This window comes from Streptomyces sp. GC420, from assembly GCF_009916105.1.
Taxonomy (GTDB): domain Bacteria; phylum Actinomycetota; class Actinomycetes; order Streptomycetales; family Streptomycetaceae; genus Streptomyces.
Map to the genome: position 1 here is coordinate 1 of NZ_JAAAXQ010000214.1, position 14103 is coordinate 14103.

Sequence of the window (14103 nt, forward strand, 5' to 3'; positions counted from 1 at the left end):
GGGACCGTCACCTCCGAGGCGACGCTGACCCGGTTCACCGACGCCATCGTCGCGGCGGGCGGCCCGCCGGCGCCCGCCGACGCGTCGGCGCTGCCCGGAGAGGTGCTGGTTCCCGGCGGTCCGTTCCGCATGGGGACGGACGTCGAACCCTGGGCCCTGGACAACGAGCGGCCCGCGCACGTGCGGCACGTCCCGTCCTTCCACATCGACACCACGCCCGTCAGCAACGGCGCGTACCTGCGTTTCGTCGAGGACGGCGGTTACACGGAGCCGCGCTGGTGGGCCCCCGACGGCTGGTCGTACGTCCGCCGGCACCGGCTGTTCGCCCCGCTGTTCTGGCAGCGGGAGGCGGGTCTGTGGGTGCGTCGCCGGTTCGGCGTGACCGAACCGGTGCCCGCCGCCGAACCCGTCCTGCACGTCAGCTGGTACGAGGCCGACGCCTACGCCCGGTGGGCCGGGCGGCGCCTGCCCACGGAGGAGGAATGGGAGAAGGCGGCACGGCACGATCCGGCGACCGGCCGGTCGAGGCGCTACCCCTGGGGCGACGCCGACCCGACCGACCGGCACGCCAACCTGGGTCAGCGCCATCTGCGCCCGGCACCGGTGGGCAGCTATCCGGAGGGAGCCTCACCGCTCGGGGTACGGCAGCTCATCGGGGACGTGTGGGAGTGGACGGCGAGCGACTTCCTGCCCTACCCGGGGTTCGCCGCCTTCCCCTACCGGGAGTACTCCGAGGTGTTCTTCGGCTCCGACCACAAGGTGCTGCGCGGTGGCTCGTTCGCGGTCGACCCGATCGCCTGCCGCGGCACCTTCCGCAACTGGGACTACCCGATCCGGCGGCAGATCTTCTCCGGCTTCCGCACCGCCCGGGACGCCGAGGAGGGCTGATGTGCCGTCATCTCGGCTACGTGGGTGACCCCGTGCCCATCGGCGATCTGCTGCTCTCCCCGGCCCACGGGCTGGTACGCCAGTCTTGGGCGCCCCGGCACCAGCGGCACGGCACCGTGAACGCCGACGGCTTCGGCGTCGGCTGGTACGCGGACGGCGACCCGGTGCCGGGGCGCTACCGGCGTTCCGGACCGATCTGGGCCGACCGGTCGTTCGCCGACCTGGCACGGCTGGTTCGCACCGGGGCGCTGCTCGCCGCGGTCCGCGATGCCACACGGCCGGGGCCGGAGGGCGAGGCGGCGGCCGCGCCCTTCGTCCGGGACCGCTGGCTGTTCAGTCACAACGGTGCGCTGCCGGGGTGGCCCGCCTCTGTGGCCCCCCTGGCTTCGGCGCTGCCTGCGGAGGAACTCCTCGGCATGGAGGCGCACAACGACTCCGCCTTCGTCTGGACGCTGATCGCGCACCGGCTGCGGGCCGGCGAGGAGATGTCCCGGGCGCTGGCGGGCACAGTGGCCGCCCTGTGGGCGGCCACCCTTCCGGCGCGCCTCAACTTCCTTCTGACGAACGGCCGTTACCTTGCCGCCACGGCCTGGGGCGACACCCTCTGGTACCGGCTCCGCCCCGGATCCGGGGTCGTCGTCGCCTCGGAACCCTACGACGACGACCCCGCGTGGGCCGAGGTCCCCGATCGCTCGCTGGTGCGCGCCACCCCCACCGAAGTTCTCGTCACTCCCCTTGAGGAATCCCTTTCGTGAGCTCGTTCACCGTGACCCGTACGCTCCCCGCCACCGCACGCGACGGCGCTCTGCGCGCCGACGTCCTGGAAGGCCTGGGCGGCGTTCCCCGGCACCTGCCCCCCAAGTGGCTCTACGACGCGCGGGGCAGCGAACTCTTCGAGGAGATCACCGGGCTCCCCGAGTACTACCCCACCCGTTCCGAACGCGAGATCCTCGTGGACCGGGCCGCCGACGTCGCCGCTGCCATCGGTGCCCGCACCCTGGTCGAGCTGGGCTCCGGCTCCTCGGAGAAGACCCGGAATCTGCTGGAGGCGCTCACCGGCCTGGACACCTACATCCCGGTCGACGTCAGTCAGAGCGCCCTGGAGCAGGCCGGCCTCCGGCTGCTGCGCCAACGCCCCGGTCTGCGCGTCCACGCACTCGTCGCCGACTTCCAGCACGGACTGCGGCTTCCCCCTGCTCCGGGGCCGCGCCTGGTGGCGTTCCTCGGCAGCACCATCGGCAATCTCCTCCCGGCGGAGCGGGCCGAGTTCCTGCGCGCCGTCGCCGGTATGCTCTCCCCCGGTGACGCCTTCCTGCTGGGCACCGACCTGGTCAAGGACCCGGATGTGCTCGTCCCGGCGTACGACGACGCGGCCGGCGTCACGGCGGAGTTCAACAAGAACGTGCTCGGTGTCCTCAACCGGGAGCTGGGCGCCGACTTCGACGCGTCCGCGTTCGACCACGTCGCGCTGTGGGACGCGGAGAACGAGTGGATCGAGATGCGGCTGAGGGCCCGCCAGAAGCTTACGGCCAAGATCCCGTCGCTCGATCTCGTGCTGCACTTCGAGGCCGGTGACGACATCCGCACCGAGATCTCGGCCAAGTTCCGGCAGGAGGGGGTCCGCCGGGAACTCGCCGCCGTCGGTCTGGACATGCGGCGGTGGTGGACCGACAGCGCCGGGCGCTTCGCGCTGTCGCTGGCCGTGCGCGGCTGACGTCCCGACACGACGGCCAAAGGGCCGCTCCCGCCTGCGTCGCAGGCGGGAGCGGCCCTTTCGGTGGCACACGAGCGGAAAGGGGTGTCGGGACCCGCGGCCGGTGCGGGGGATTACCCGGCCACAGGTCCCGAGTCGGTGAGGTGGTGTCCGGGGCGGCACCTCCCGGTGTGGTCGCCGCGTCAGCGGGAGGCGGGAGCCTCGGCCTCCTCCGCGGCCGGGACGGCCGGCTGCTCGACCGGAGCCTTCTTCAGGTTCAGGGCGGCCAGGGCGCCGAGCAGCGCGGCCGCCGCGGTGACCCAGCCGGCCGCACGGAGACCGTCGACGACGTCGGCGTCACTCGGGGCCGGCGCACCGGCGGACAGGTCCAGGCCGGAGTTGGCGATGACCAGGATGACGGCCAGACCGACGGCGGCTCCGATCTGCTGGGCGGTGGAGGCGAGCGCCGAGGCCACGCCCTGCTCGGCCGGGTCGACCCCGGAACCGGCGGTGGCGAAGATCGAGGTGAAGGCGAGACCGCCGCCGAAGCCGTAGATGGCGACTCCGGGCAGCACCGCCCAGTAGCTGCCGCCGGTGACCATGCCCAGCGCCATGGCGCCCATGCCGATGCCGTAGATGAGCATTCCGAGCGAGAGCGTCCCGCGCAGGCCCGTCTTGTTCAGCATGGATGCGGCGATCTTGCCGCCGGCCAGCATCGCCAGCACACCCAGCGGCAGGAAGGCCAGGCCGGCCTCCAGGGCGTTGTAGTCGAGGATGTTCTGGATGTAGGTGGTGAACAGGTAGTAGCCGCCGCTCAGCGCGCTCATGTGCAGGAACGCCACCATCATCGAGGTGATGAGGCTGCGGTTGCCGAACATCCGCAGCGGCGCCAGCGGAGCGCTGGTCTTGGCCTCGATGGCGAAGAACGAGGCGATCAGCAGCAGACCGACGATCAGCGAGCCGAGCACGCGGGGAGTGGTCCAGCCGGACTCGGGGCCGCTGACCAGACCGAAGACCACGAGCGTGGCACCGATGGTGACCACCAGGGCGCCCGGGACGTCGAAGCCCTGGCGGGGCCCGGTGCGCGGGGCGTCGGGAGCGAGCAGGCTGGGCACGCCGAGCAGCGCGACGACGGCCAGCGGCACCATGAAGAAGAAGACCCACTCCCAGCCGAGGCTCTGGGTGAGCACACCGCCGAGCAGCGCGCCCGCGGCGAGACCGCCGCTGCCGGTGGCACCCCAGACCGCGAGGGCCCGGTTACGGGCCGGTCCCTCGTCGAAGCTGGTGACGATCAGGGTGAGCGTCGACGGGAAGAGCAGCGCACCGCCCAGACCCTGCACGGCGCGGGCCGCGACCAGCACCTCCGCCGAGTCGGCGAGGCCGCCGACCAGGGCCGAGACGCCGAAGAGGACGAGCGCGGTGACGAAGACGCGACGGGCGCCCAGACGGTCGGCGGCGCGACCACCGAAGAGCAGGAAGCCGCCGAAGGCGACCGCGTAGGAGCTGACGACCCACTGCAGGGTCTGCGGCGAGAAGTCCAGGGCCTCCCCGATGTCCGGCAGCGCCACAAAAACGATGTTGTAGTCGACGGCGATGATGAACTGGGCCAACGCCAGGAGCGCGAGCCTCAAGCCCGACCGCTGATGCGAACTTACGGAACGTTCCACTGGATGTGAGCCCTTCTGCAAAGGATCGTCCCGGCCGCGGGTCGGCCGGCAAAACGGGGGTGAGCGGTGAGTGAGCACATGCAAGAACCAGAACGGCAGGCAGTTCGCTGCATGTCGTTCGATTGCTGAGCAGTGTTCAGAGTTAGCACCCGAGATATTACCGACACGCTGTTGACTGTCAAGCGGACGGCGTTCTGCCCCGGTCCGCAGGAGCGGTCCGGGGCCGAGCACTTGAGGGCGGATCAGGCGGAGGCGCAGGGTGCGATGACGATCGGCAGCTTGCCGATCACCCGGAGGGAGACGCCGGGCCACCGTTCGACCGGCTCGTCATCGAGGCGCACGTCGTACTCGAGGAGGGCGGCCAGCGCCTCCTGCGCGATCATGCGCGCGACCGGAGCGGCGACACAGAAGTGAATGCCGTGCCCGAAACCGAGGTTGCGGCTCTGGACGCGGCTGACGTCCAGCCGCTCGGGGTCGTCGAAGGCGGCGGGGTCACGGTTGGCGGCGGCCATCATCACGACGACGTACTCGCCGGCCCGCACCGGGATGCCGGCCACGTCGGCGTCCTCCAGAGCCGTACGCGTCACCATGGCCAGGGTGCTGTCGTAGCGCAGCAGTTCCTCGACCGCAGAGGGCACGTGGTCCGGGTGCGAGCGCAGCCACTCCACCTGCTCCGGATGACTCAGCAGGTTGTACACCTGGTTGCCGATCAGGGCGGCCGTTGCGCCGAAGCCCGCCGCCAGCAGGTTCATCAGGAGCATGGCCAGCTCCCACTCGGACAGCCGGTCGCCCTCCTGCTCGGCCCTGGTCAGTTCGCTGATCAGGTCATCGCCCGGCTCGGCGCGCCGGGCGGCGACCAGCTCGATGCCCGCGTTGATGAAGACGTCACGGGCGGCGTTGCGACCGGCCTTCTGGTCCTCGGTGAGCGTGAAGCCCGGGTCGAGGCCCCGCCCGCTCTCCATCGTGTTGGCGAAGAAGAGGGGGTGGTAGTGCTCGGGGATGTCCATCATGTCGCTGAGGACCCTGGCCGGCAGCGGACGGGACAGCACCTCCTGCAGGTCCACACGGCCGTCGGGGCTCTCCTCGACCGCCTTGGCCAGCAACTCCCGTGCGTACTGCGCGGCCTTCGGACGCAGCAGGTTCATCATCTTCGGCGTGAACGCCTTGGACACCAGGCCGCGAATTCGCGTGTGGTCCGGCGGGTCCATGAACATGAGGATGCGACCGGACTCGCCGCTCGCGGGGTTCTCCACGAACTGGTCGGCCACCATCGGGTTGACCCCCCAGCCGAACCGGTGGTCCTTCATGACCGCCGCGGCCTCCTCGTAACCGAACACGGCTACGATCCCGCCCCCGGTGCGGAAGGCCGAGCCGGACTGCTCCCGGATCTTCCGGTAGTACGGAAACGGATCCGCATGGAAATCAGGGTCGAACGGATCGAAGGGAAGCGTCCGCCGAGCGACTTCCGGATTATACGTGATGACATCGGGAATTTTAGCCGTCGCCGCCTCGCTCATATCCACATCCCATTTCCCTGAGAGTCGTGTTCCTAGGATCCGGAAACTACTGACTCCCACCCCCTACGGCCAACCCCTCTCACGAAGTACGGACGCTAGGGGGTGCCCGGGCGAAATCTGGGGTTGGCAGTAGGGGTGACCTGCCGATAGCTTCGCCGGGAAATTCAAAGGATATCGCATTTGGCACTCGCTGACATGAGGTTTCGAATGGAAAAGGAAAGCCGCACGGGAATGGCCACGGAATATCCGGAGGTCCTGGGCGGATTCGACCTGACAGATCATTCGAGATTTGCCGAGGGGATTCCGTACGACCTGTTCGCCAGGCTCCGGCGTGAAGCACCCGCGCTGTACCACCCCGCCGGCACACTGCCGGACGGCGAGGGATTCTGGGTCCTGACGCGGCATGCCGACATCGCGGCCGCGTCGGTGGACCCGGCCTTCTCCTCACAGGGCGGCGGCGGCCGGGCCGGAGGCGGCTCCCACCTTGAGGACCTGCCATTTGGTGGCGGCCTCACGGGCACCGTGCTCGCCATGATGGACAACCCCCGGCACGAGGTCTTCAAGCATCTGCTCGGCCCGGCCGTCGGCCGGGCGGTGTCCGCACTGGAGCCCGAGCTGCGGGCCGTCGCCGCCGCCCTCGCCGACGACCTGGTCGGGCGCGGTACCGGCAACCTCGTCGACGACTTCTCGGAGCCCTTCTCGCTGCGTTCCGTGGCGCTGCTGCTCGGCGTGCCGCGCGAGGACTGGCAGAAGCTCACCGAATGGGTGCACACGGTACTCGGATTCACCCACCGCAGGACCGGAAAGGTGGACGACGAGTCGCGCGCCGTTTACGCGAATCTGCGCGGTTACTTCACCACACTGCTCGAAATGAAACGCGCGCACCCGGCCGACGATCTGGGCACGGTGCTCGCGAGCGGAGAACTGCCCGTGATCTCCGGTCAGCCGCCCCTCACCGAAATGGAGCGGGAGGCCAATGCGAGCGTGATGCTGGTCAGCGGTTTCGAGCAGCCCCGCAACACCATCGCCGGCGGCCTGCTGGCTTTCGCCCAAAATCCCGACCAGTGGCGGGAGCTGCGGAAGGACCGGTCGCTGCTGCCCACCGCGGTCGAGGAAGTCCTGCGCTGGCTTCCGGCGAATCCCTACAACCGGCGCACCCTCACCCGGGATGTGGAACTGCACGGTCGGCGCATGCGGGCCGGCGAGAAGGCGACGCTCTGGTGGCCCGCCGCCAATCGCGACGAGACGGTGTTCCCGGACCCGGACCGCTTCGACATCCGGCGCGACCCCAATCCGCACCTCTCCTTCGGTCACGGCGTGCACTACTGCCTCGGCGACGCCTTCGGTCGGCTCGAGATCCAGCTGGCGCTGGAGGCTCTGCTCGAACGGGTCGAGGAGATCCGGCTGACGGCACCGGAGACGTGGGCGCCCAACAACAAGCACACCGTGCTGCTCGACGTTCCCGTGGAGCTGGTTCCCGTGGAGGACGCGTGACCACCGCGGCCCTGAGCTTCGTCGATGCCCTGTACTCGGGACGGCTCGGCCGGGACCTGTTCCGGTACCCGGTGCAGAGCGCCTCGGACCGGGCGGAGGGCGACGCGGCCGTGGCCGGGCTGACGGCGTTCCTGCGCGACCGGCTCGACCCCGACCAGGTGGACCTCACCGGCACGCTGCCGGAGGGGTTCCTCGACGACCTGCGCGCGAGCGGGTACCTGAAGCTGCGCCTGGGCATGGAGATCGGCGGCCTGGACCTGTCGGCGTACAACGCCTTCCGTGCCATCGAGCACGCCGCCGGCTACTGCATGCCCGCGGGCCAGATGCTGGCGATCCAGGCGGGCGTCGGCGCACCCGCGCTGCTTCCCGCGCTGCCGCCGGGTTCGCTGCGGGAGTTCGTCGCCAGGCAACTCGCCGACGGAGCGGTCTCGGGCTTCGGACTGACCGAGCCCGCCGGCCAGAACAACGCCTGGCCCGGCACGACCGCCACCCTGTCCGCCGACGGCTCGGTCTACGTCCTCAGGGGCGAGAAGGTGTTCACGGGGCACGGTCCGGTGGCGAACCTGCTGCCGGTCGCGGCGACCGAACACACCGAAGAGGGGCGGAGGTTGTGCATCTGCTTCGTGGAGACGTCCGCCGCCGGCTTCGAGGTGACCTCGCGCATCGAGTTCACGGGCAGCCGGGGTCTGCCCAACGGAGCACTGTGCTTGGACGGCGTGGAGGTGCCGGCCGAATACGTGGTGCGGAGCGATCCGGAGGACGCGCGTTTCCCCGACCGGATGGCCTCGGCCGTCCTCGTCGGCCAGCTGTACTTCACCGCGGCTCCGGCTGTGGCCATCGCCAAGCTGTGCCGTCGCTGGTCGGGCGAGTTCGTCACCCGTCGCAGGATCAACGGCCGGGCGCTGAGCGAGTACGACGAGATCCAGCGGATGCTCGGCGAGACCCTGGCCGAGGTGTACGCCATGGAGAGCGTCGCCCAGTGGAGTCTCCTGGGCTCGGGGCCGGAGGAACGCTGGTTCGAGAGGTTGGCGGCCAAGAACCTGGCGGTGCGGACCTGCTGGCGGATCGTGGACCGGACGGTCTCGCTGTACGGCGCGGAGGGCATCGAGACGCTGCCGAGCAAGCTGCGGCGCGGTGCTGTCCCCGTGCCACTTGAGCGCAGGCTCAGGGACGCCCGGGGACTGCGCATCGCAGGCAACGTGGACTTCCAGCTGGACAGCCAGGCCGCGCGACGCCTGCTGACCTGGTTCGCCACGAGGGCCGAGGACGAGTCCCGGGCCCTCGCCGGCGGACTCGGTGCGGAACACACGGACGAGCAACGCCTGTCCGGGGCGAACGCGGCTCACCTGGCGGCGGTACGGGAGCAGGTGCTGCGGTTCCACGAGGTCTGCCGTGAACTGACCCGCAGCCGTCCCCGGCAGGAGAATCTCTTCGAGCAGGAGCACACTGTGATCCTGCTCGGCCGTGTCGCGGCGGAACTGTTCGCGATGTACGCGGTCCTCGCCAGGGCCGGGACCGAGCAGTCCGGCGACGGCGGCGAGAGGGACGGTCAGCGGCTCGCGGACGTGTACTGCACCTCGGCCCGGCATCGTCTCGCCGACCACTGGCGACGGCTCGGCATGGTCACGGAACCCGACTACGCCGGGATCAGCACCCGCTGGCTGGCCGAAGGGCTGCCCCGACTCCGCAGCGAGGCCTGACCACACGCGGAACGGCCGGGGCCGCGTCGCGCGGGCGACGCGGCCCCGGCCTCCGGCGGGTCAGCCCGCGACGACGCTCTGGGGGTCGCCGACCGCGACGTGCCCCAACGATCTGGACAGGTCGACCAGTTCGGCGCGGTACAGCTTCTCCGGGTCGCGCACCTGAGGGTTCAGGTGGCCGTAGACCTCGAGGGAGACAAGGCCGTGCATGCGGCCCCAGACCCGCAGCGAGAGAGCCACCGCCGCCGGCGGCAGATCGGGGAACGACTGGCGGATCAGCTCGGCGAACTCGGGAGCGAAGTCCGACCAGGTGTGGTCACTGCCGATGTACAGGTGCTGGGCCTTGGGCCAGGCGGCGGCGACGATCCCGGTGAGCACCGCGCAGGAGCGGTGCTGCGCCTCCGCCGCCGCACCGCCCTCCGGCGGCTGGTAGTCGGGCACCGCGCCGCCGTACACCAGTCGGAACTCCTCCGGGTTGGTGACGGCCCAGTCGCGGTAGGCCTGGCCGAACGCCATCACCTGTGCGGCCGCGTCGTCCTTGGGGCACTCCCCGATGGCGGCCTCCAGCGCGGAAGCGAGGCTGCTGTAGACGTCCGCGATCAGCACGCTGACGAGGTTGTCCCGGGTGTCGAAGTAGCTGTAGATCGCACCGGCAGTCATCCCCATGTCACGGGCGATGGCACGCAGCGAGATCGCGGCAGTCCCACTGGAGGCCATGTGCTTGAGAGCTGTGGCTTTGATCTCCGCCGTCGTGGCCTCGCGAAGACGCATCCTCCGGCTCTGAGTCACTTGTCCCATGCTCTGCATCTTAGCAGCGTAGAAACATGAATGGTGCACTCTATTTTTTCACGGCATTCAATTGACACGCTCAGTGTAGTGAGTGAACGCTGTTCAGAGAACGATCGCTCGCAATTTCCCATGACTGTCCGCGACAGTCCTGCTGAAAGGCTTACGCCGATGAGTACCGGTCTCACCACCGCCCCCGCCGCCGCAGGCGGCACCCTCCGGCTGGGGGACGATCTGACCGTCAACCGGCTGGGATACGGGGCCATGCGGCTCACCGGGCCGGGCTTCTGGGGCGAGCCGGCCGACCCCGACGAGGCGGTTCGCGTGGTTCGCCGCGCCGTGGAGCTGGGCGTGAACTTCATCGACACGGCCGACGCCTACGGCCCGTTCAGCAGCGACCGGATCATCAGGGAGGCGCTGCACCCCTACGCCGACGACCTGGTCATCGCCACCAAGGTCGGTCTCACCCGCCCCGGCCCCGACGACTGGCGCCCGGTGGGACGCCCCGAATACCTGCGCCAGCAGACCGAGCTGAACCTGCGTCACCTCGGCCTGGAGACCATCGACGTGCTCCAGTTGCACCGCGTCGACCCCGCGGTGCCGCTGGAGGAGCAGGTCGGCGAGCTGGCCGAACTCCGCAGCGAAGGCAAGGTCCGGCACATCGGGCTGTCCGAGGTGACGGTGGAGGAGCTGGAGAAGGCCAGGGCGATCGCCCCGATCGTCTCGGTGCAGAACCTCTACAACGTGGCGGAGCGCAAGTCGGAGGACGTGCTGCGCTACGCCGAGCAGCACGGCCTCGCCTTCATCCCCTGGTTCCCCCTGGCCATGGGGCAGCTGGCCGGGCCCGGCAGCCCGCTGGAGGCGGTGCTCCAGGACCACGACGCCACCCCGGCACAGCTCGCCCTCGCCTGGCTGCTGCGCCACTCGCCGGCCCTTCTCCCGATTCCCGGCACCTCGTCGGTCGAGCACCTGGAGGAGAACGTCCGGAGCACCTCGATCCAGTTGTCCGACGCCGCCTACCAGGCCATCACCGACGCCTGCTGAGACCGGGAGAATCCCATGCCCACAGCACAGCCCGGCCACCGCGTGGTGGCCGTCCGCGGTACGCAGGCGGTGAGGGTGCGCATCGACGGCCGTCCGGTCTCCTCGTCGGACCGGCCCGTGCTGGTCTACGAGACCGGACTGCCGGTGCGCTACTACCTCCCGCCGGAGGACGTGGACCTGACGATGTTCGAACCCTCGGACACCCGCACCACCTGTCCCTACAAGGGTGAGGCCTCGTACTGGTCGTTCCGCGGGGACGAGGGGGCCGAAGGAACGGCGCAGGGCCACCCGGACGTGGCGTGGTCCTACGTCGATCCGATCGACGCGGTCCCCGAGATCAAGGGGTACATCTCGTTCTACGACGATGTCGCCGAGATCGAGGTGACCGGCGCCCCTCCGGAGGCCCCGGTCATGTAAACGGGGGGAGGGGGACGCGAAGTCCCCCTCCCCCCGTCCGTTTCGACACGTCCTGGTCGGCAGACCGGTGGACGGGCCGCCGCGCTGGATGTCCACGATCAGCAGCGGCAGTTCTAGAGACACGGGGGGCTGACAAGGAGGAGACACCCGGCAGGGTCCCGGATCTCGGCCGGGAAGGTCGGCAGCGTCGACAGATCGTTGCCGAACGACGCCGTCTCCGAGGTGAAACGGTCACCGGTGAGCTGCTTACCGTCACCGCAGTCCCCCGCGAACCGGATGGCCACCCGGTCCAGACGACGCACCTCCTTGCTCACTGCCACGGTTCAGCCCTTGATCTCGCAAAGGGCGGCGCCGGAGGTGACGGAGGCGCCGACCGTGGCGTCGAGGTCCTTGACGGTGCCTGCCTTGTGGGCGTTCAGCGGCTGCTCCATCTTCATGGCTTCCAGAACGACGATCAGGTCGCCTTCCTCGACTTCCTGGCCCTCCTCGACGGCGACCTTGACGATGGTGCCCTGCATGGGGGAGACGAGGGTGTCACCGGAGGCGACGGGCCCGGACTTCCTGGCCGCGCGCCGCTTGGGCCCGGCCCCGGCCGCCAGACCCGTACGCGCCGGCGACATGCCCAGCGACGCGGGAAGGGAGACCTCCAGGCGTTTGCCGCCGACCTCGACGACGACCGTCTCCCGGCCTCCTTCCTCTTCCGTCTCGGTGTCGGCCGAGGCGGCGAATGGCTTGATCTCGTTGACGAACTCCGTCTCGATCCACCGGGTGTGCACGGTGAAGGGATCGGTGGAGCCCGTCAGTTCCGGGGCGAAGGCGGGGTCGGTGACGACCGCGCGGTGGAAGGGGATCGCGGTGGCCATGCCCTCGACCTGGAACTCGGCGAGTGCGCGGGCGGCGCGCTGGAGCGCCTGCTCGCGGGTGGCGCCCGTGACGACGAGCTTGGCGAGCAGGGAGTCCCAGGCCGGGCCGATCACGCTGCCGGACTCCACGCCGGCGTCCAGGCGCACGCCGGGGCCGGAGGGCGGGGCGAACCTCGTCACAGTGCCGGGGGCGGGCAGGAAGCCCCGGCCGGGGTCCTCGCCGTTGATGCGGAACTCGAAGGAGTGGCCGCGCAGCGGCGGGTCGTCGTAGCCGAGGGCCTCGCCGTCCGCGATGCGGAACATCTCCCGGACGAGGTCGATGCCGGTGACCTCTTCTGTGACCGGGTGTTCGACCTGCAGACGCGTGTTGACCTCCAGGAAGGAGATCGTGCCGTCCGCGCCGACGAGGAACTCCACGGTGCCCGCGCCGACGTATCCGGCCTCCTTCAGGATGGCCTTGGACGCGGCGTACAGCTGGGCGTTCTGCTCGGCGGACAGGAACGGCGCCGGAGCCTCCTCGACCAGCTTCTGGTGGCGGCGCTGGAGCGAGCAGTCACGGGTGGAGACCACCACGACATTGCCGTGGGAGTCGGCCAGGCACTGCGTCTCGACGTGCCGCGGCTTGTCCAGGTAGCGCTCGACGAAGCACTCGCCGCGGCCGAAGGCGGCGACCGCCTCGCGGACGGCGGAGTCGTAGAGCTCGGGGACCTCTTCCAGGGTGCGGGCGACCTTCAGGCCACGCCCGCCACCGCCGAAGGCCGCCTTGATCGCGATCGGCAGGCCGTGCTCCTCGGCGAACTCCACGACCTCCTCGGCACCGGAGACCGGGTCCGGGGTGCCGGCGACCAGGGGGGCGCCGGCGCGCTGGGCGATGTGGCGGGCCGCGACCTTGTCACCGAGGTCGCGGATGGCCTGCGGCGGCGGGCCGATCCAGATCAGTCCCGCGTCGATGACGGCCTGGGCGAAGTCGGCGTTCTCGGAGAGAAAGCCGTAGCCGGGGTGGATGGCGTCCGCGCCCGAGTCCTTCGCGGCCTGCAGCACCTTCGACATGTCCAGATAGCTGGCCGCCGGTGTGTCACCGCCCAGCGCGAAGGCCTCGTCGGCCGCGCGCACATGCAGCGCGTCCCGGTCCGGATCGGCGTAGACGGCTACGCTCCCGATTCCGGCATCCCGGCAGGCACGGGCAACGCGGACAGCGATTTCGCCACGGTTGGCGATGAGCACCTTGCGCACGATGGCTCCCTCCTTGAAACAAGCCGAGTTTAGGGATTGCCGACACGGCCCTTCGACCCATCCCCAATGGTGAGCTTGCCCACACGGAGTGTGATTCGAGGCTCGCTCGATCCGCGAAATCCCTTGTCGCACCACGGTACGCGGCCTTCTGCCTCGGCACAGTAATCCCCTGGTGTGGCACAGGTCTCTGTCAGGCGGGTCAGCTCGTGTGGCGGTTTCTTTGTCGAGTCCCTACGAATGGCCCAAGCATTTTCAGTCGGTGCGGCGCGTCGGGGCCGGACGTGCCCGGCCTCTTGTCGGGCTGTTTACCCGTGAGTAGCGTGCGCGGTGACATTCGTACCAGAGGTAACAGCCGGAATCAGCAGGGGGCGCGTCCATGACGCTGCGCAGGTGGGTGGCCGCGGTGACGGGCCTGGCGCTTTTCGCCGAGGCGGCGGGAGTCGTCATGATCAACTGGATCCTCGGGCGTGTCGTGGACCGCCAGTCGATGTCCCTCGACGGCCTCGACCCCGGCGTCATGGCGACGACGACGTGGGTCATGGGCGGGGTCTTCGGCCTCTACCTCGTCGGGTGCGGGGCCGTGCTCCTGACGGCGGCCGTCAGGGACCGGGGGCCGGGCCGTTGGGCGCGCATCGTGCTGATCACCTGCGCGGTGGTGCACGGGGTGCTGGGCGCGCTGGCGGTCGGCCTGGTCGGCTGGAACGCGTTCGCCTGCCTGATGGTGGTGCTCGGGCTGATGGTGCTGTCCCTGCTGTCGTACGGCGAACGGGGGCCCGCACAGGCGTCCCCGCCGCCCCCTGG

The 14103-nt window shown here is 70.1% G+C and carries 12 protein-coding genes and 1 pseudogene; 8 read left to right on the forward strand and 5 right to left on the reverse strand.

Going from position 1 to position 14103, the window contains the following annotated elements; genetic code table 11:
- The 3 genes from GUY61_RS23795 to egtD form a co-directional block, all read left to right on the forward strand.
- Positions 1-888: SUMF1/EgtB/PvdO family nonheme iron enzyme (locus GUY61_RS23795; protein ID WP_166632276.1), on the forward strand; the 888-nt coding region annotated here is incomplete at its 5' end.
- A complete protein-coding gene (egtC, locus tag GUY61_RS23800) occupies positions 888-1643 on the forward strand; it encodes an ergothioneine biosynthesis protein EgtC (protein WP_166632277.1) in 756 nt (251 codons plus the stop codon). The genes GUY61_RS23795 and egtC, both read left to right, overlap by 1 nt.
- Positions 1640-2602, forward strand: coding sequence for an L-histidine N(alpha)-methyltransferase (egtD, locus tag GUY61_RS23805; RefSeq protein ID WP_166632278.1), 963 nt, complete (start codon positions 1640-1642; stop codon positions 2600-2602). Before egtC ends, egtD begins: the two co-directional genes overlap by 4 nt.
- 182 nt (positions 2603-2784) lie before the next feature.
- Here the strand turns inward: egtD and GUY61_RS23810 are convergent, their stop codons facing one another.
- On the reverse strand, positions 2785-4212 hold the full coding sequence (locus tag GUY61_RS23810) for an MFS transporter (protein ID WP_208106381.1): 1428 nt from the start codon (positions 4210-4212) through the stop codon (positions 2785-2787).
- A 278-nt stretch (positions 4213-4490) separates the two neighbouring features.
- The gene (locus GUY61_RS23815) at positions 4491-5765 is read right to left on the reverse strand and encodes a cytochrome P450 (protein ID WP_243766702.1); all 1275 of its coding nucleotides are present in this window, start codon (positions 5763-5765) and stop codon (positions 4491-4493) included.
- Positions 5766-5996: 231 nt separating this feature from the next.
- On the opposite strand from GUY61_RS23815, the gene GUY61_RS23820 reads away from it, so the two are divergent.
- Both GUY61_RS23820 and GUY61_RS23825 read left to right on the forward strand, forming a co-directional pair.
- Complete coding sequence (locus GUY61_RS23820; protein WP_208106382.1) at positions 5997-7259, forward strand: cytochrome P450; 1263 nt, start codon at positions 5997-5999, stop codon at positions 7257-7259.
- Positions 7256-8959, forward strand: coding sequence for an acyl-CoA dehydrogenase family protein (locus tag GUY61_RS23825; RefSeq protein WP_166632282.1), 1704 nt, complete (start codon positions 7256-7258; stop codon positions 8957-8959). The genes GUY61_RS23820 and GUY61_RS23825 overlap by 4 nt, the downstream gene beginning before the upstream one ends.
- Positions 8960-9019: 60 nt before the next feature.
- On the opposite strand, the gene GUY61_RS23830 is transcribed toward GUY61_RS23825, so the two are convergent.
- Entirely contained in the window at positions 9020-9757 is a 738-nt protein-coding gene (locus GUY61_RS23830) for a TetR/AcrR family transcriptional regulator (RefSeq protein ID WP_166632283.1), read from the reverse strand.
- 159 nt (positions 9758-9916) lie between these two features.
- Here GUY61_RS23830 and GUY61_RS23835 point away from each other — a divergent pair, with 159 nt between their 5' ends.
- A complete protein-coding gene (locus tag GUY61_RS23835; protein WP_166632284.1) occupies positions 9917-10789 on the forward strand; it encodes an aldo/keto reductase in 873 nt (290 codons plus the stop codon).
- A 15-nt stretch (positions 10790-10804) separates the two neighbouring features.
- Positions 10805-11206, forward strand: coding sequence for a DUF427 domain-containing protein (locus GUY61_RS23840; protein WP_166632285.1), 402 nt, complete (start codon positions 10805-10807; stop codon positions 11204-11206).
- Between the two features lie 128 nt (positions 11207-11334).
- Here GUY61_RS23840 and GUY61_RS41610 read toward each other — a convergent pair.
- Both GUY61_RS41610 and GUY61_RS23850 read right to left on the reverse strand, forming a co-directional pair.
- A pseudogene (locus tag GUY61_RS41610) lies at positions 11335-11526 on the reverse strand (hypothetical protein); the annotation flags it as partial.
- 3 nt (positions 11527-11529) lie between these two features.
- Positions 11530-13302, reverse strand: a complete 1773-nt coding sequence (locus tag GUY61_RS23850) for a biotin carboxylase N-terminal domain-containing protein (protein WP_166632286.1) — start codon at positions 13300-13302, stop codon at positions 11530-11532.
- A gap of 376 nt (positions 13303-13678) precedes the next feature.
- Between GUY61_RS23850 and GUY61_RS23855 the strand changes: the two genes are divergently transcribed.
- A partial coding sequence (locus tag GUY61_RS23855) for a hypothetical protein (RefSeq protein ID WP_208106383.1) occupies positions 13679-14103 on the forward strand: 425 nt, incomplete at its 3' end.